18 protein-coding genes are annotated in these 18,081 nt (G+C 35.9%); 9 read left to right on the top strand and 9 right to left on the bottom strand.

Annotation, left to right across the window (positions count from 1 at the left end):
- The first annotated feature begins 71 nt into the window (after positions 1 to 71).
- The 3 genes from NSCAC_RS05665 to NSCAC_RS05655 all read left to right on the top strand — a co-directional run bounded on the left by NSCAC_RS05665 (position 72) and on the right by NSCAC_RS05655 (position 3,865).
- On the top strand, positions 72 to 722 hold the full coding sequence (locus NSCAC_RS05665) for a PEP-CTERM sorting domain-containing protein (protein ID WP_197743873.1): 651 nt from the start codon (positions 72 to 74) through the stop codon (positions 720 to 722).
- Positions 723 to 742: 20 nt separating this feature from the next.
- Entirely contained in the window at positions 743 to 1,999 is a 1,257-nt protein-coding gene (locus tag NSCAC_RS05660) for a c-type cytochrome (RefSeq protein ID WP_197743872.1), read from the top strand.
- A 378-nt stretch (positions 2,000 to 2,377) separates the two neighbouring features.
- On the top strand, positions 2,378 to 3,865 hold the full coding sequence (locus NSCAC_RS05655; protein WP_197743871.1) for a peptide MFS transporter: 1,488 nt from the start codon (positions 2,378 to 2,380) through the stop codon (positions 3,863 to 3,865).
- Position 3,866: 1 nt separating this feature from the next.
- On the opposite strand, the gene NSCAC_RS05650 is transcribed toward NSCAC_RS05655, so the two are convergent.
- Positions 3,867 to 4,979: a PEP-CTERM sorting domain-containing protein gene (locus tag NSCAC_RS05650; RefSeq protein WP_197743870.1), complete on the bottom strand. Its 1,113-nt coding sequence runs from the start codon at positions 4,977 to 4,979 to the stop codon at positions 3,867 to 3,869.
- Between the two features lie 173 nt (positions 4,980 to 5,152).
- Positions 5,153 to 5,935 (bottom strand): class I SAM-dependent DNA methyltransferase, encoded by a 783-nt coding sequence (locus NSCAC_RS05645; RefSeq protein WP_197743869.1) that lies wholly within the window; start codon positions 5,933 to 5,935, stop codon positions 5,153 to 5,155.
- 201 nt (positions 5,936 to 6,136) lie between these two features.
- Here NSCAC_RS05645 and NSCAC_RS05640 point away from each other — a divergent pair, with 201 nt between their 5' ends.
- Complete coding sequence (locus NSCAC_RS05640) at positions 6,137 to 6,838, top strand: MgtC/SapB family protein (RefSeq protein WP_197743868.1); 702 nt, start codon at positions 6,137 to 6,139, stop codon at positions 6,836 to 6,838.
- Between the two features lie 38 nt (positions 6,839 to 6,876).
- On the opposite strand, the gene NSCAC_RS05635 is transcribed toward NSCAC_RS05640, so the two are convergent.
- On the bottom strand, positions 6,877 to 7,503 hold the full coding sequence (locus NSCAC_RS05635) for a TetR family transcriptional regulator (protein ID WP_197743867.1): 627 nt from the start codon (positions 7,501 to 7,503) through the stop codon (positions 6,877 to 6,879).
- A gap of 235 nt (positions 7,504 to 7,738) precedes the next feature.
- Between NSCAC_RS05635 and NSCAC_RS05630 the strand changes: the two genes are divergently transcribed.
- From NSCAC_RS05630 to NSCAC_RS05620, 3 genes are all read left to right on the top strand, one after another.
- Positions 7,739 to 8,269, top strand: a complete 531-nt coding sequence (locus NSCAC_RS05630; protein WP_197743866.1) for a cupredoxin domain-containing protein — start codon at positions 7,739 to 7,741, stop codon at positions 8,267 to 8,269.
- Positions 8,270 to 8,312: 43 nt separating this feature from the next.
- The gene (locus tag NSCAC_RS05625; protein ID WP_197743865.1) at positions 8,313 to 9,794 is read left to right on the top strand and encodes an amidohydrolase family protein; all 1,482 of its coding nucleotides are present in this window, start codon (positions 8,313 to 8,315) and stop codon (positions 9,792 to 9,794) included.
- A 90-nt stretch (positions 9,795 to 9,884) separates the two neighbouring features.
- Positions 9,885 to 11,159, top strand: coding sequence for an MFS transporter (locus NSCAC_RS05620; protein ID WP_197743864.1), 1,275 nt, complete (start codon positions 9,885 to 9,887; stop codon positions 11,157 to 11,159).
- On the opposite strand, the gene NSCAC_RS05615 is transcribed toward NSCAC_RS05620, so the two are convergent.
- The 5 genes from NSCAC_RS05615 to NSCAC_RS05595 all read right to left on the bottom strand — a co-directional run bounded on the left by NSCAC_RS05615 (position 11,151) and on the right by NSCAC_RS05595 (position 14,747).
- Positions 11,151 to 12,494, bottom strand: coding sequence for a sensor histidine kinase (locus NSCAC_RS05615; RefSeq protein ID WP_197743863.1), 1,344 nt, complete (start codon positions 12,492 to 12,494; stop codon positions 11,151 to 11,153). The genes NSCAC_RS05620 and NSCAC_RS05615 overlap by 9 nt on opposite strands.
- Before the next feature lie 4 nt (positions 12,495 to 12,498).
- Positions 12,499 to 13,158, bottom strand: a complete 660-nt coding sequence (locus NSCAC_RS05610) for a response regulator transcription factor (protein ID WP_197743862.1) — start codon at positions 13,156 to 13,158, stop codon at positions 12,499 to 12,501.
- Positions 13,158 to 13,481 carry a PepSY domain-containing protein gene (locus tag NSCAC_RS05605; RefSeq protein ID WP_197743861.1) on the bottom strand — a complete coding sequence of 108 codons (324 nt, stop codon included), beginning with the start codon at positions 13,479 to 13,481 and terminating at the stop codon, positions 13,158 to 13,160. The genes NSCAC_RS05610 and NSCAC_RS05605 overlap by 1 nt, the downstream gene beginning before the upstream one ends.
- The gene (locus tag NSCAC_RS05600) at positions 13,478 to 13,855 is read right to left on the bottom strand and encodes a PepSY domain-containing protein (protein ID WP_197743860.1); all 378 of its coding nucleotides are present in this window, start codon (positions 13,853 to 13,855) and stop codon (positions 13,478 to 13,480) included. The genes NSCAC_RS05605 and NSCAC_RS05600 overlap by 4 nt, the downstream gene beginning before the upstream one ends.
- A 109-nt stretch (positions 13,856 to 13,964) precedes the next feature.
- Complete coding sequence (locus NSCAC_RS05595) at positions 13,965 to 14,747, bottom strand: hypothetical protein (RefSeq protein ID WP_197743859.1); 783 nt, start codon at positions 14,745 to 14,747, stop codon at positions 13,965 to 13,967.
- Positions 14,748 to 14,954: 207 nt separating this feature from the next.
- On the opposite strand from NSCAC_RS05595, the gene NSCAC_RS05590 reads away from it, so the two are divergent.
- Positions 14,955 to 15,164, top strand: coding sequence for a hypothetical protein (locus tag NSCAC_RS05590; protein WP_197743858.1), 210 nt, complete (start codon positions 14,955 to 14,957; stop codon positions 15,162 to 15,164).
- Between the two features lie 888 nt (positions 15,165 to 16,052).
- Complete coding sequence (locus NSCAC_RS05585) at positions 16,053 to 17,150, top strand: acyltransferase family protein (RefSeq protein WP_197743857.1); 1,098 nt, start codon at positions 16,053 to 16,055, stop codon at positions 17,148 to 17,150.
- A 138-nt stretch (positions 17,151 to 17,288) separates the two neighbouring features.
- Here NSCAC_RS05585 and NSCAC_RS05580 read toward each other — a convergent pair whose 3' ends face one another.
- Positions 17,289 to 17,984: an SDR family oxidoreductase gene (locus tag NSCAC_RS05580; RefSeq protein WP_197743856.1), complete on the bottom strand. Its 696-nt coding sequence runs from the start codon at positions 17,982 to 17,984 to the stop codon at positions 17,289 to 17,291.
- Positions 17,985 to 18,081 lie beyond the last annotated feature (97 nt).

Raw genomic sequence — 18,081 nt, 5'->3', positions numbered from 1 at the left:
TATATTTATAATACATCATCTTACCTCGGTATTTTACAGCTCTTGTATTTTCTTATTTATAGGAGGTAAGCATGGGTATAATACTCTCTAGTTTCAAAAAATGGCTTCTATCCTTAGTGGTGATGGCAATAGGATTTTTCCCATTTCTAGCTACTGCTGGTCCAATGTCATTTAATATTAGTGGACAGGCACAATACTTTCTAAGTGACACTAATAATAACCCTGTTTCTACTAATTTTACAGGTACGATGACTGTTGATCCAACTGGATTAAGTCAGAATTTTGGAGAAATTGGTCAAATTACTGCCATAGCATTTAATTTTCCTGATTTATCTATTCCTGTTTTTGATACGATAACTACTCAAGATCCATTGGTAGCACAGATTGATGAACCACTTGCATATAATGTGAATCTTAAAAATGCAAATAATGAGACAGCTTCACTTTCATTTACTACGCCTAATTCAAGCGGTACTTTGTTTGGCACTCAGTTTGGATCTCTAACTAGCTTTAGTGGTGGAACCATTTTTCAGGGACAAACTGACACTATCAGTACAGCAAGTGGTGATATTATCTTGCAAAATTTTACTGGCACAATTACTCCAAGTAACGCATCTAGTGTACCGGAGCCAGCTACCCTTGGAATATTTAGTTTAGGTTTATTGTTCCTTAGTGTTTTTATGAGCTTACGTCCACGTATGCAAATAAGTTTTTTTGAATAAAAGGAGGGAGGCAATTAATAATGAAAACAAAACTCTTTACAATGCTTATTAGCGGATCATTACTAGCTACACTTGGAACCATAAGCTATGGCTTAACTGGCACTAGCACTGGAGAAGGTGATTCAGGTCCGCTTGATCCAACTTTAGTAGCACAAGGCCAACAAGTCTTCCGTTTTGAGACTTTTGGGGATGAGATTTTCTGGACCAACCAACTGCATATGAATGAGGTGGTTAGCCAAAGCGTAGATCCAAAAACTGCCCTTGCCGTAGGCTTGAAAGTGGATGTGGATGCGCTGCCTCAAGCGGTACAAGAAGGTATCGCCGATGGTAGCGTAGATTTAACTAGCCCTGCCACAACCGTGACCTTATTGAAGCTCAATGCAGTTGTAGGTCTTCAGGGTGAAGTCAGTGATGATGGCACTTTAACTCAACTGGGGGTTAGCTGTGCTTTATGCCATTCTACCGTGGATAATTCATTCTCAGCAGGCATAGGTCATCGATTGGATGGCTGGCCTAACCATGATTTAAATCCTGGTGCGATTATTGCTTTATCTCCTGCACTTACTCAAGCACAAAAAGATGTTTATAATTCTTGGGGGCCTGGGCTATATGATCCTCGCTTTAATATTGATGGTTTGAATAACCATGTGGTTATACCGCCTGCTTACGGTTTAAAAGATATTAATAGTGTGGTTTATACAGGAGATGGCCCTTCTTTGTCTTACTGGAATCGTTATGTAGGCGTTACCCAAATGGGAGGGCAGGGGCTGTTTTCAGATCCAAGAATTGGTACTCACATCAATCCTGATCAACCTGGCCTAAAACCAGGCTGGAAGCCTGGTCTATTTGTAGTAAATGGTACTCAAGATTTAGTCACTGATAAGCTAGCTGCACTACAATCTTATCAGCTTTCTTTACCTGCACCACCTGCGCCTGAAGGAAGTTTTGATCCTGACGCTGCTAATCGAGGTGAGGCGCTATTCAACGGATCTGCTGGGTGTGTAAACTGCCATAGCGGAGAAAAGTTCACAGATGCAAATGAGCGATTACATTCACCTGAAGATACGGTAGCCGATGATAAGCTCTATGTGACTCGTACAGCTACTGGAATGTGGAGAACTACACCATTACGTGGTCTATGGCAACACCCTCCTTATCTCCATGATGGATCTGCTGCAACTCTTCAGGATGTTGTAAACAGATACAATACAAAGATGAATCTTGGACTTACTGAAGCAGAAATGAGCGACCTGGTAGAATATCTGAAGAAGCTATAGATTTTTATAGCTCTAAAGAATCACTAGAGAGATAGGGTTTTATTGTAATAGAACCCTATTGATCCTTCTAGTCATAATTTGCTGCATAAAATTGCAAAATACGATGGCTAATAAGTAAAAGAATTTTGATAGATATTCTTCTCCAAGAATATCTACTTAGTTAAGAGCAATATATTAAATATCTAACCCTAATTTTGACTATATGGCTGCTACCAAATAAACCGAGTAGCCTCGATAGTTCTGTAATAGCAGATAAAATCCATTGTTTTTTTTCATAGTTTCATACTAAAAAAAGCTATTTAAAATTTAATATATATGATAATTATTTAAATATAACTTCAATATATAGCTGAATATATAAAAAAGAAAAGGCAATTTATGGAGAAGCAACCTGCGGATTTAGCTCTTCTCTCACCTTCTCGATCTCAATCATTTACCACTATTCTAGTTATTGAAATGTGGGAGCGTTTCGGTTACTACGGGATGCAAGTACTGATTGTCTATTATATGGTACAGCAACTTGGATTTAGTGATCAGCAAGCTAATTTAAGTTGGAGTACTTGTGCTGCACTTATTTATACTACACCAGTTATTGGCGGATGGATAGGCGATAGGGTACTAGGTACACGTCGTACCTTGTTACTAGGAATAATAATACTTGCCATAGGCTATGGTCTAATGGCAGTACCTATGCAAAATACCTATTTCATATTTCTAGCCTTAGGAGTTATTATTGTAGGGAATGGTTTATTTAAACCTAATGCTAGTAATATGGTACGTAAAATCTACCAACAAGATAGATCTAACATAGAAAGTGCTTTTACCTTATATTACATGTCAGTGAATATAGGTTCTATGATTTCTATGCTACTTATACCATGGGTAAAAGATTATATCAATACCTATTCCCATAGTGATCTTGGGTGGCATATTGCATTTTCAATCAGTACTATTGGTCTTCTCTTAGGGTTAAGCTACTTTTTTATTATGCATCGGAGTATTGCACATATTGGCTCTTATCCAGACTTTCGACCAATAAAGTTGGATAGGCTGATTTTAGTGCTTATCGGAAGCATCATATTTATATTTTTTTCTGCCTTCATTATTAATAATGAATATGTTGCTCGCTGGTTCATATATATAGCTGGGATTAGTGTATTGCTATTTTTAATTTTTTTAATGACCACTAATCAGGGCAGAGAGCGATCTGGATTAATTATCACTTTCCTTTTAACTTTACAAATCGTTTTTTTCTTTATTTTTTATCAACAAATGGCTACCTCACTAGCCTTGTTTATCTTGCGTAATGTAGATTGGAGGTTTTATATTTTTGGAATCCATCTGTTCACTTGGGCACCTGCTCAATTCCAAGCTTTAAATCCTATTTGGATTTTTATTTTAGGATCTGCTCTTGTTTGGCATTATAATTGCGATAACCGAAAAAATGAACCTATTGCCACTAAATTTGTGATTGGTTTTATCGCTATAGCAGTAAGTTTTTTTATTTATAGTATTGCTATACATTTCTCTGATGCTGAAAGTAAAATACCTTCTTGGTTTATTATTTGGGGTTATGGCTTTGGGGCACTAAGCGAGCTACTGATTAGTGGTTTAGGATTAGCTGTTATTGCTCGTTATACTCCAGATCGGATGGGTGGATTAATGATGGGAGTTTATTTTATTATCACGGGTATTTCCCAATACTTTGGCGGATGGATTGCCACCTTAGCGGCTATCCCTAAGAATATAATTGCACCCCAAATTACCTTGCTTATCTATACTAATCTATTTAATTGGCTATGTATTGCAGCAATAATTTGTACTTTAATTGCCTTAGTATTATTACAAGTAATTAAAAGGTATTAATTTAAGTTAAAAAATATAGATTTCTACGAGAATAAATGAAAATACTGCCTAATAAAAATAACGCTAAACTACTTGGTTCAGGAACACTAGGTGGGGAAGGTTCACCTCCATTACCATTATTAGGTGGGGTTTGACCTCCATCGCCTCCATTATTAGTACTATACAAAGTATAACCAAGATCCTGCAAAATCCCTAAATCTACATTACTAAAAGTTCTTTTTTCCATACCAGGATTAATTAAATAGTACATTAAATCGCTTGGATCATTTAGGTGGACTAGGCTAGAGCCTTGTGCCCAAGTAGAAGGATCATAAACTTGAACAGGCATTCCTCCATTAGCTGCATTGGCATACTTACCACTGAAGTAAATATCATTGTCGATTAGATCACTCTGAGTGCCAAGAAAATTTCCTGCAGAATCAACAAGAGGAGTCCCATCTCCAAGTACTAAATAGCTATCATAGGTAGTATAAGCATTAATTCCATTACTCTGAGCAAAAATACTTGCTCCTGTTTCACTAATAAAGGAATCAAAACCTAAATCATGAGTAATCTCATGGAGAGCTACGGTGAAAAGATCGTATTGATCAGAGTCTGGCTGACCTAAACCACTATTCCAGTTTTGACTAAAATTAAATTGAATATCTGCATCAGGAACTCCTGGATAAAGGGTACTACCTGTAGTGATATCTTCAAAAGTAAGCCCACTATTAAATCCATTTTGAATGGCATAGTAAGATCCACCCTGAGCTAATATATCATCAGGACTGCTTTCTATAGATAAGCCATTATAGACTAAAGGGAACTGGGGAGCTACTATATTACTGCTATTAGGGTTATCTGGTAATAAAGAGCTATTAACTTCTAGGTTAAAAGTTCCAGTTTCGTCAATCACTGTGTTGAGGTAATTAAATACGGCTTGGAGGGTATTTTGACGCTCTTGACCTAACGTGAGATCATTAGGACCAACAATTGTTGGATCATCAAACCCAACCCCCGTATTGTTAATTACATCGTCATAAATCGCATTAAACATAATGCTAGCTTGAGCCGTAACGATATTACAGCCAAATAGCAGCGAGAGTAAGCATTTTTTAATTGAGGATAACATCATAATTCATATATATTTTTCTTGTTTTAAAAAACAAAGCAAAATATATGCCATATATTATATCTATAATAATATCAATTAGGTACAAGTATTTAGTTCTTATTGATATTTGATTTTATTCTATTTTTTGTCACATTTGTGCTCATTATTTTCACTTAATTTTCTCTATTTATAAGCTACAGAATAATTTCTTTAGCCTCCAAAAATTCTAGAGGCACATCTGAGTTTTTCCATCCGACTAAAGCAAAATAATAGAGTGGCTCTCCCTCAGTAGAGAGTCGGTGGCGATAACGCTCAATGCAGTAAATATTTAAGTATTTTGAAAAAACTAGCTCTCTTATCATGCGGGAAAATCCAGTATTATCCGTATGTTCAAGAAAGGTTTCTTTGATATTAAAAGCAACCCAACCTTGGTTTTGAATAATATTAAAGGCTTCAATAAATGCTTTAATAGAAATATCTCCAAAACCAAGGGCTGCTACAGATACCAAGCAATCAAGTTGCCATGAAGCAATTTCTTTTCTTGTTTTAGTATCTAAACGGCAAAAATCTTCAATATAATAGGAGTCATATAAGTTGGGTCTATCCCTAATCATTGCTTCATAGGCTTCTGGAATAATATCTACGCCAATCAGTCTAGATACCCCTTGTTTTTTTAATTCCTCCCCCATTATCCCGTTACCTGCTCCTAAATCTAGAGCGCGAAGTTCAGTAAAATTATAAGATGACTTTTGCTCAATGGCACTATGCAATATAGAAGTAACTTTACTAGGAGAATTACACTTTAGTCGATCATAGAACAATTGCTCATATAGGCCTGGAATCTTATAAATTTCATTGTAATCATGAAAGCGAATTTTTCTCTCTTTGTTTTCACTTTGAAGGAAAAAATAAGCCTCATCTTGATTTAAACTATGAGTACTATCTTTTGGAAAACGTATTCTATGTCTTTGCTGCATTATTTATTTTCAATATATTCTTTAGTTAGTTTTGCTTTCTATATAAATTATCCATCCTAACAAATCTGACAACTCATCGCTAAACATAATTGGATAAAATCTAATTATAGTACTAGGATGAGGCAGTAATTTGCTAATAGCTAGTTGTGTTAAAATTATATTTTTAAATTCTTCGCTTCAAAAAGCATAACGCTAGTTTCCATGCCAGATCATATTTATACAGAGCTTGCTTTACGATTGTTTATTGCTCTTATAATAGGAGCTTTCATTGGGCTTGAGCGTAGTTATCATAGCCGACCTGCAGGGTTTCGTACTTATGCTTTAGTATGTCTTTCTACTTGTCTTTTAATGCTAGTTACTACCTATGAAATGTATTGGCTCCCCCATGCGGCTCTAGAATATACAAGAATGGATCCTACTCGAATGGCTCAAGGGATAATCACAGGAATTGGCTTCCTTGGAGCGGGGGTAATTATGCAGCAAGGTGTATCCGTCCATGGATTAACTACAGCTGCCTCTATTTTGGCGACCGCTGCTATTGGAATTCTGATTGGAGTTGGTTTCTATTTTCCTGCATTTTTAGCTGCTTTTCTTACCCTCGGAGTTCTATCCTTCTTCAAATGGCTAGAAGGGAAAATTCCAGTTCAAACCTATGCCTATCTCTCAATTCGTTTTGTACCTCATGAAAAGATACCTGAAGCAGAAATCCGCTGTCTTACTGAAAGTCAGGGATTTTCTGTTTCTAATTTAAATTACCGTCTTAATAATAAAGAAGAATTTTTTGAATACAGTATGGTGATTCGTACTAACTATGTACACAACATTGGTGCTCTTGCTGCCATTCTCAGTCAAAATAAACTAGTTAAGGAATTTGTAATTTCACCCACTCCTACTAGTGATTGATAATCTTGGTTTATGTTATTAATCGTTAGTAGGATAAATTACGTATCACAATTTTTATTAAATCCTGCAAAAAAGTGATTCATCATAATAGGTACTTGCTCTTTTAAATTATAGCAAGCACTATTTCTAATATACTCTTGGGCAATTCCTGTTAAATAACAGAACAGAGATAGGGTAAGGATCTTAGGGTTGGCCTTAGTAGTTAAGTAATTTTTCTGCTGTGCACGCTCAAAATAATGGATAAGCAGACCAAAGCTTTCCTTTTTCTGTTTGTTTTGTTTTTTCAACACCTCCTCCATAGCTCCAGAATAATCACACTTTAGAAAAAAAATAGTTAGAATACGTTTTTTCTGGATGTTTTGTTCTAAATCAATTAATAAATTAGTGCATAGATCGGCAAGTTGTTTTAATGGATTGGGATGATCTTTTTCTAAATCTTGTAAAATCATATTCGTAAATGGCTGATATAGCTTATCATTAAGAGATTGAAAAATATCAATTTTATTTTTAAAATGCCAATATACAGCCCCACGAGTAACGCCTGCTTTTTGGGCAATTTCTTCAAGACTTGCTTTAGCCACTCCTTTTTCAACAAAAATAAGGCTAGCCGCTTCTAAAATATTTTCACGGATTTCTTGGGAATCTGCTTTCGTTTTTCTAATCACTAATAGCTCTTAAATTTAAGATATATAAACATACAACAATGTATGTTACAAACATAAGCTTATTTTGTCTAATAATTTTCCCATAGCTAGCTTTTTTAAAGCTAATCATTTCAACAAACTATATCAATAAATAATAAATTTTATCTGTACACTCTCTTATTTCTTTCTTAAGATTTATATGCAGGTATATTTACCTTAATTAAATTAAATCATTTTAACTAGACGAGACTAGATTATGACGAAAAAAATACTATTTTTAATGTTAGGTGCATTATCGTTTATCGCATTAAATGCAGAAGGTCATGGAGATAATGATAAACAACATGCTAGCCACGGAGGGCATAGCAGTGGCCATGATGAGCATGGTGGACATGAGCATAGTCATGATTCAGCAGCAGGAAAGCCAGGGAGTCCTTATAAAGTCAATCGAATTATTCAAGTAACTATGAATGATAGTATGCGTTTTGTGCCTGATCAAATCACAGTAAAGCCTAATGAAATCATTCGTTTTAATGTGAAAAATGATGGAAAAATCACCCATGAAATGGTGATTGGCACTATGGATGAACTTAAAGAGCATGCAGAAATGATGCGTCAAATGCCAGATATGGATCATGAAGATCCTAATGCAGTCTCAGTTGAGGCAGGGAAGAGTGGTGCACTTATATGGCAATTTAACGAATCTGGCACTGTAGATTTTGCTTGTTTGATTCCTGGACATATGGAAGCAGGTATGAAGGGACAAGTTAAAATAGCAGCTGAGTAACCCAAATTTTAGGCAGGGCATTCTTTATTATGAGGAGGTTTATATGTATGATTTCGACCCTGAAGGAAAACGACTACCTATAAAAATAGATGGCACCTCTAATGGTGAGTTTGCCCCCTATGAAATTACTGATACTCAGGAGAAAATTAAAGAGGAGGCTAATAAAAAAGTCTCTGAATTAGCTAAACACTTAGGCAAAACAAGGCGATCATTTTTAAAATCCGCCTGTGGGGCAGCGGCAACATTATTTGTAATGAATAAAGCTCATGCTTATTTAGGGCTTACTGGAGGGTTTTTTAATGTTTCTGCAGAAACCATCACTGATTCAGCATTAGCGGAAAAAACAGTGAATAGCCCTTATTTAGTGGTAGATATGCAAACCCATTGTGTAGAGCCTTCTGGAGATTGGGCAACAGGCAAAGAAGGGAAAATTTGGATTCAAACCTTAACTCAGGTCTTTGATCAAGCCCCTAAATGCTTAGGAAAATCAGCGGAACAAGAACGATTTCATTGCTATTCTGCTCAACAATTAGTTAAGGAAGTATTCTTAGATAGTCAAACAGATATTGCAGTAGTCTCTGCACTATGGGGAGCAAAAGGTCATAATCCCACCCCTACGGACTATGCAGCTGAAGTGAGAAACCTGACTGAAGCTCTTGGGGATCGTAACCGAGCATTAATCCATGGCGGTGTATTGCCTAATGAAGCAGGTGCTCTTGATTTTATGGATGAACAGATTGAAAAATACCAAGTAGATGCTTGGAAACTCTATCCCCAATGGGGACCTAGTGGGGTAGGGTTCTTTTTAGATGATCCAAAATACGGGATTCCAGCTATTGAGAAAGCCATTAAACTAAAAAAATCAATTATTTGTGTTCATAAAGGCTTATCTTTACCGGGGCTTGAATATAAATATTCTTCACCGGAAGATATGGGAAGAATTGCTAAGATGTTTCCTCAAGTAACCTTCATTACTTTCCATTCTGGGTTTGAAAATGAAGTGGCAGAAGGTCCTTATAATCCAAATAATCCTAAAGGTGTAGATCGTCTCATCAAAGCCCACCAAGATAGCAACTTTAAACCTAATCAAGGTAATTTATATGCAGAGCTAGGCAGTGTATGGCGCCATAGTATGTCCCATCCAAATCGGGCAGCTCATTTAATGGGGAAGTTATTGAAGTATTTTGGGGAAGATCGTATTTGTTGGGGTACAGATAGTATTTGGTACGGTAGCCCCCAAGATCAAATTCAAACTTTTGCTAGCTTTGAAATTTCAGAAGAATTTCAACAAAAATATGGTTACCCTCCATTAACAAAAACAGCAAAAGAAAAAATCTTTGCAGGTAATACACTGCGGATTCATAGCATTAATCCTAGTCGTATCCAGAAATTACAGCAGGACAAAGTCAAAAATTTCCGAGAGCAGTATGCTCTCTCTCCTAATCCAAGTTTTACAACTTTTGGTCCGAAAACTAAAGAGCAGTATGAATCTCTATGGAAAAGTAGAGACGGCTATCCTACTTAATTTTCACTCTCCTTTGAGCTGAACTAGCTTCGATAGGTGCCTTATGCTGTACAATTAAGGCACCTTTTTTTATCTATTATAACTAACCCTATGATAAATAATCCTACTAACTCATTAGGTCGGATACTGTTTGCAAGTATGGTAGGCACTACCATTGAGTTTTTTGATTTTTATATTTATGCTACTGCTGCAGTACTGGTTTTTCCCAAGTTGTTTTTTCCTGCATCGGATCCTACCTCGGGGGTATTACAATCTTTAGCCACTTTTGCTTTAGCATTTTTTGCTCGACCTTTAGGATCCGGATTATTTGGTCATTTTGGCGATCGGATAGGTCGTAAAGCTACCTTAGTAGCCGCTTTACTCACGATGGGTATATGTACTGTGTTAATAGGCATGTTACCTACTTATGAACAAATTGGAATTTTCTCACCCTTATTGCTTGCTCTATGTCGTTTTGGCCAAGGATTAGGATTAGGTGGAGAGTGGGGCGGTGCAGTATTATTAGCTACTGAACATGCTCCCTTAGGTAAGCGGGCATGGTATGGGATGTTTCCTCAATTAGGAGCACCTATTGGTTTTATAGCTGCTAGTGGTATTTTTCTAGTTTTATCTGCCTTATTAACAGATGATCAGTTTTTTAGCTGGGGCTGGCGAATTCCTTTTGTTGCCAGTGCAGGATTAGTAATTATTGGTTTATGGGTTCGATTAAAAATTACTGAAACCCCTGTATTTCAAAAAACTCTGGATAAAGAGGGGCGAGTACAAGTTCCTATGGTTTCTGTGTTTCGTTATCATACTCGTGCTTTAATTTTAGGTACAGTCATTTCTCTTGCAACCTTTGTTTTATTTTATTTAGTGACTGTATTTGCTTTAACTTGGGGTACTACCCAGCTAGGATACTCTCGAGAACAATTTTTGTTAATGCAGATTTTTGCAGTAATATTTTTTGGAGCCACTATCCCGCTTTCAGCACTCCATGCGGATAAACATGGTCGGCGCCATGCTCTTTTATGGATCAGTGGAATTATTGCTATCTTCGGAATGTTATTTGCTCATTTATTCTCAACAGGAATCTGGGGCGTATTGTTAGGGTTAGTGATTGGTCTTTCTTTAATGGGCTATACTTATGGTCCACTAGGAACTGTACTCTCTGAGCTCTATCCTACCCATGTACGCTATACGGGTACTTCTCTTAGTTTTAATTTATCTGGAATTTTTGGTGCTTCTTTAGCCCCTTACATCGCTACTTGGCTTGCTACTCACTATGGTCTTCAATTTGTAGGCTATTATTTAAGTATTGCAGCACTGCTAAGTTTTATAGCTACGCTCATGATTGGAGAAACAAAAGATATAGATTTAGCCTGATATTATTTTTCTTAAACTAGGTAATGGTAAAAAAACACGAACCTGTAAGCCACCCTCTAGTTTATTGTTTAAAAATAACTCTCCTTCATAGGCTTCTACTAAATCATTGACAATCCCGAGCCCAAACCCTTGTCCAGGTACTTGCTGATCTAAGCGAGTGCCTCGCTCAAGCATGGTTTTTTGATGTATAGGATCAATTCCGGGACCATCGTCCGTTACTGTGATCATTAATCCCTTAGGCTGACTCTCTAAAGTGAGGTTTACTGATTGATTTGCCCACTTACAGGCATTATCTAATAAATTACCTAGTAGCTCTAACATATCATCTCGATCAAAGGGAAGAGGTTCAGGTAATTTCCCTTCTATTTTCAGTTGTACCTTATTATCATAAGCTTGTCGTAGAGTACGAAATAATAGAGGAATATCTTCAGTAGGAATAAAACGATTTTTTGGAGCAAGCTCTGCAGCAATTCTCGCTCGACCTAATGCTCGCTTAATACTGGATTCCATTTGCTGAATTTGTTCACTCATATTTTTTGCAAGAGTTGGAGCAGTACCTTGTAACTGAGTTTGGCATTGGTTTCTTATTACTGATAGTGGTGTTTTTAATCCGTGACTTAAATCTCCTACCGCATGCCGAGATCGACGCAGTTGTCTTTCTGTATAATCTTGTAATCGATTTACTTCATCTACTAATGGTTTTAATTCTTGTACTACATTAGTATCTAACATAGTACGTTGACCATCTCGAAATTGCTTCAACTGTTGGTGAACAAGATTAAGGGGAGTTAAGCCACGGCGAATAAGCCACTGCTGAAGTAATGCTAAAAATATAAGAATAAAAATCCAAATTAAAATACCACGGGTTTTAATATAGGTAAAATCCTCCAACTGGGGAGCATAATCTAAAGCAACAACAATAGTAACAGGCTGATCAGCAATTTGGTAATGTGCTTGGTAGCGAAGTAGCTTCTGCTTTTGAGGACCTAGTACTAAATCAACACTGAGTCCATCTTCTTCAAGTGCCTCTAGTTGAAAATCCCATAAAGAGCGAGAACGCCAATACATATCTTTTGAAGATATAGTAAAGTAATGCCTAGAAAAAGGACGATGGTAGATAGGATTAATTGCTTGTTGATTTAAATAAATTTTTTTACTTTCTGGCAGGTGGTGTAAAGCAGCCAAAATGTTAATAGCTTCGCTATGTAAACTTGTAATTAATGATGTGCGTTGTCGTTGATCTAGCCACCAGATTGCTATTTCTCCCATGAGCACTCCAGGAATAAATAGGCTAATAAATAAGCTGATTCCTAACTGGCGCTTCATGGAGATCATAGCTTTATCCTAAAAAGCAGTAACCTTGACCTCGACGTGTTTCTATAATTTGCTCTCCTAACTTGCGACGTAAACGACTGACGTGGACTTCTAGCACATTGCTGTCCCGCTCACTTTCTCCATCGTATAGATGGTCATTGAGCTGCATACGGGTTAATACTCTGCCTGGGTTTAGCATAAAACAACGCAGTAAACGAAACTCACCACGAGTAAGCTCGTATTCTTGCCCTGATTGCCAGACACTTTGGCGTGACTCATCTAAGGCTAATTCCCCTACTTCAAGCCGTGGGTTATTCACGGTACCATGACTACGGCGTAATACTGCTTGTACTCGAAGTAGTAATTCATCTGGATGAAAAGGTTTACTTAAATAATCATCAGCACCTGCTCGTAACCCCTCTAAGCGCTCTGCCCAAGAATCTCGAGCAGTTAAAATAAGTACAGGTAAAGTTAACCCCTCTGATCGCCAACACTCTAGTACTTTTAGTCCATCTAAGCCAGGTAATCCTAAATCAAGAATAGCTAAATCAAAAGAATTATCATGGGGTGCAAGCACTGCATCTCGACCATCGACTAACCAATCAATAGCATAACCATGACCTTTAAATAGTGGCAGTAGTTGATCAGCAAGTGCTATATTATCTTCTACCAATAATAATCGCATCAATCATCTATTTGATCTTTAACAATTTGCCCATCACTTGCATTAATTTTAAGCTCCCGCACTACACCTGAGGTAGTAAGAATCTCTAACTCATAAATAAAGATATTTTTCCTTCTCTGCTCAAGATCTGATTCTAGCAATAATGCCCCTGGGTAACGCTTTAAGGCTGCTCCTAAAATCTCTTCAAAAGATAAAATTTTTCCTTCTTGGCGCAAGCGAAGCGCCTCATTATGCCCTAGATCCGCTTTTAAACTCCATGAGGCAGAAAAAAGGAGAGCGGCTAAAGCTACTCTCCATTTTATGGAATAATTCTGGCTTATCATTTTGCTATGCTATTACTTTCTTTTGATTTATTTTTTGGAGCTTTAGATTTTTCATTTATGACAGTACCATCTGCAGCGTTAATTTGAATTTTCCACTGCACCCCCTGATCATCCGTTAATTTAGTTTTATAACTGTAAACACTTCCTTTTCTCTTTAAGCTAGAATCACTCACCTTTGCATTAGGGTGATTTGCTAAAGCTGCTGCATCTAACTTCTTAAAAAGAGCTTCTATCTCTTGAGTATTATTTTGTCGGGTTTGTGCTACCTGCTCTTTACTAGAAATATTTTTTTCAATAGAATCAGCCACGTCAGCTTGAGAAAAATTCATAGCTAATCCTAAAAAAGCAACTATAAATAATTTATTTTTTTTCATAATATTATCCTTCTTTATTAAATGTTAATAATTGTTTAACCTTAAAAGGTTAAAACACTATTGGCAAATTAAATATAAACAAAATTATAATTATTTTTAGCTTTGCAGATTAAAAAGTATAGACAAATCGCATTCCTGTATTAAGAGAATCCTGATGCTTAGTTCGCTCTAATCCAACCCCAAACTGTAAGTTAATATGCTCTGTTAGTTCTTTATGTACTTCAGGCATAACAATAAGATTATCAGAATTACTAGGAAAGTTGGGTTTGTATACCCAATTTACCTCTAACCCCAATATTAATCCTGATGAAAATGTATAAAAAAGATTCTGATTAACTATCCCTTTATAAAATACATTAGAAAAAAAATCACTACGGCGTACGCCAGCCATACTGAAAATACTCCAATGTTTATTAAATTGGTACTCCAATAGGTATATTGCTGTATTTGAAAAACCCTTACCATCTGTAAAATACTCCCCAGTAAATTGCCACCCATGAGCAAAGTGGCTATTATGATAGCCAAAGGTACCTTGCAATGAAGGCTTATAGTCGGCAATTCTCATATTTCCTTCCGAATGACCAGGGCCTACGGGGATATTCGTATCTACTTCAAGTTCTACCGCATAACCATCCCAAAAAGCATATTCTATTTCAGGGCTAGGAGTTACCCCACCATCACTAGGATTATATTGAGTCAATGTATTGATTTCTAACTCTCCTCGAGAAGGGCAAAGCCCACGAACTAAATCATAAATCATAGGTTCAGGTACATGGGGGCAAGCTCTTCTAGGTTCGCTACCAGTAGCAAGAGACAGGCGAAAGAGCAAGATGGCTAGACCAATACATTTAAGTACCGTATCTCTTTTATTGTGTGTAGCACTTCGCCCCATAAGATGACTCCAGCTATAATTTATCCTTAGTTATAAGCCTAACGATCCAAGCTGAAGAAAAAATGAACTGAAGCTGAAAATTAGCTGAACCATAATTTCTTAAATGGATAATATCTAAGAAAGTGCGATTTCAGATCTAAAAAACATGTAATAGATCGCGGGGAAGTTTATACTGGATTAAAGGAAGTCCAAGCTATACTAAATTTAGTGAAGCAAGAAACCCAAAGAATTGATTCTTGGCTCTTAGAACCTGCCTGCGGTAATGGCAGTTTCTTAGCTGAGATGTTACGTAGAAAATTGAAAGCGGTTATAAAGCACTACCGAAGATCTCAGCTTAAGTTTGAGCGTTACGCTATTCTTGCTGTATTATCAATCAATGGTATTGATATTCAAAAAGATAATATAGAGCACGGCTAGGGAAAATATTTCATAGCCACTATGAATTTTTGTTTAAAACTAAAGTAAAAGCTGAATACCCTGCTGGAGTTGAATTTATTTTAAGTCTGAATATGATTTAGGGAGATGCACTTACTCTAATGACAGTAGAGAATTTCCTACAATCTATTGTGTTTCCAGAGTGGCCCTTCCTTAACTTCTTGATCTAGGAGGAAGATATATTTATTCCCGAATCTATAAATCTATAATAGAATATCTCTCTATTTATTTTTAACCTTTATCTCTTTTTACCAAGAGCTTATTACATAATTCTGATATTTTCCTTCGTTTAGCTAATTTAAGTAGTGATGAAGTTTTTACTCTACCCGATATTGCTAACAAAATTTTAGATTTACTATCTCAACATCTTTTTGAAGATAAAACGCTAAAGTTTCCTAATTTTTGCTGTAAATCTGGGATTTTTCTATCGTGGAAAATGTAAGAGGTAGAGACAGGAGAAAAGCCTTAATCATTACTCACCACACCTTAAAGGCTTTATTTTTGAGTCTAACCTGCAATATTTAATCGATTATACAGAAGCTCGCTGATGCAGAATATCGCAGGGATAAACAAAAACGACTCAAAGAGGCCGAAGTCGTGCATTTGTGCATCCTACAAATTAAAGAGCAAGAAACAATAAAAAAGCATTTTTTTTAATGAGGAATTTGCTTATATGCAAGGGTGTAAAACAGTCAAAAATCCACCGCTAAAAATTCCTGTAGAGTATAGTATAGAGGGGGCAATACTTGAGGTAAAGCATAGCAAACGACTGGACAGCCCAAAACTAAGCTGTTAGTTCTGGGTTTTGTTAAACTGATTCTCAATTTTTACAACCACATAAATAGGTTAGGTAATTAAAGGAGAGTTATATTGAATAAAAGGTTTTTAGCACTAGATGCATTTAGAGGTATCGCAGCAATTTGCATTGTTGTTTTTCATATGCATTTAGTTGGCGCTATTACAGAGCTAGGTTTTTTTAGAGGAAGTGATTTATTTGTTGAGTTTTTCTTTGTATTGAGCGGATTTGTTTTAGCTCACGCTTACGGCTTTAAAAATGTTTCTTTTAAGAGATTTTTTATAAGCAGAACATTTCGGCTGTATCCATTACATTTATTTATGTTCTTTTTATTTGTTCCTTTAGAGCTTGGGAAACTATTTGCTTTTAAAGCAGGCATTGTATTTAATACCGCACCTTTTACTGAATTAAAAGCACTAGATGAAATACTCCCAAATCTATTGTTTTTGCAGTCTTGGCTTCCTATGTATGAAGCATATAGCTGGAATTACCCCTCTTGGAGTTTAAGTGTTGAATACTATATGTATATGCTGTTTTTTTTAACCCTCTTCATTAAGCATCCTATTAAGTATGTTGTTTGGTTTATTATTTCAGTTGTATCTTTTTTTCTTTTAATGAATAAATTGGGTTTGAAAGAAGAAGCATTAAGAGGCTTGTCTTGTTTTTTTGCTGGCAGTCTTGCTTATCTTTTATATAAAAACATTTCTAACAAGTTAGATAGTCTAGGTGCTATATTTTTCAATATTGCAGAAATAGCTTTATTAATAATAATTTTCTTTGTGATTTCTTATGTTCAAGAATTAAAAGGAGTGATTGCTAGCTTTGTATTTGTAATAACTGTTTTTATTTTTGCTTTTGAAAGAGGATTTTTTGGAAAGTTGCTAACAAAGTCTATTTTTCAGGCTTTTGGTAGGTTGTCTTATTCAATTTATATGACACATGTGGCAATACTATTCTGTGTAACATCTATACCAATAGTTTTAGCAAAAATTACAGGTAGCAATATTGCTCCAATGATTGAAGATATAAGATATCTAGATTTCGGCTCTTCAATAGCTAACAACTTATTTATAGGCATTACAGTTTTAACTGTTATTGGATGTTCAGCCTTAACTTATAAATATATTGAAGTTAAAGGGCAGGAGCTAGGAAGAAAACTGCTTAAAAAATAATTTTTACAGTGTATTTTACTATAAAAAACGAAAATCAGCTTTTACAAACGCGACAAAATAAAGACTGCCAAAAGTAGAGTAAGTAATAAATAAGTTAGGATAGGAAGAGAGAGGGGAGTTCCCTCTCTTTGTTGGTTATTACCAAGGAATTTCTTCCCCTGTGTAGTTATAGAATTTTCCGCTATTTTCTAGCGTAAGCCGATTAATAACTTGACGTATTCCTGCTACACTTTTTTGGGCAGTAATTAAAGCATTAGCTCCACCCATTTCTGTTTGTACCCATCCAGGGTGAAGGACTGCAGTTGCTATTTTCTGAGAAGCTAAATCAATGGCTAGGCTTTTAGTAATCATATTAAGTGCAGCTTTGCTAGATCGGTAAAAATAGGATCCACCACTGGTATTGTCTGTAATGCTACCCATTTTACTCGTAATATTTATAATCTTCTTTTGTTGGCTTTGGGCAATTTGAGGGGCAAATAGCTGTGCTAGCTTAAGTGGTGCCATTGTATTAATTTTAAATCCTAATATCCAATTATCATCAGTAATATCTTGGGAAGATAGATTACTTTCTGGATAAACACCTGCATTATTAATAAGCACATCAATTTCTTCATCAAAAAGATCCGCAGCCAATTCTTCAATTTCTGTAAAATAGGAAATATCTAATTGATAGATACTTAATAAGTCAGAGTGTTTTGATTCGATCTGATTAAGTGCTTCTGCTTTATCTGGATTGCGGCAACAGGCGAGTACTCTCCAACCTGCTTGAATATATTGTGTAACAAACTCTAGACCAATTCCCCGATTAGCACCTGTAATTAATAATGTGGACATAGTGAGATTTCACCTAAAATTCTAGTATTTAACTCAATAACTATTTATTCTAGTTTATACCATATAGGTTTTTGGTTTTTATTTTTCCTAAGAGGGT

The sequence above is a fragment of the Candidatus Nitrosacidococcus tergens genome (assembly GCF_902810445.1).
GTDB lineage: Bacteria > Pseudomonadota > Gammaproteobacteria > Nitrosococcales > Nitrosococcaceae > Nitrosacidococcus > Nitrosacidococcus tergens.
The sequence above is the reverse complement of the archived record's forward strand: the minus strand, read 5'-3'. Positions and strand labels throughout refer to the sequence as shown.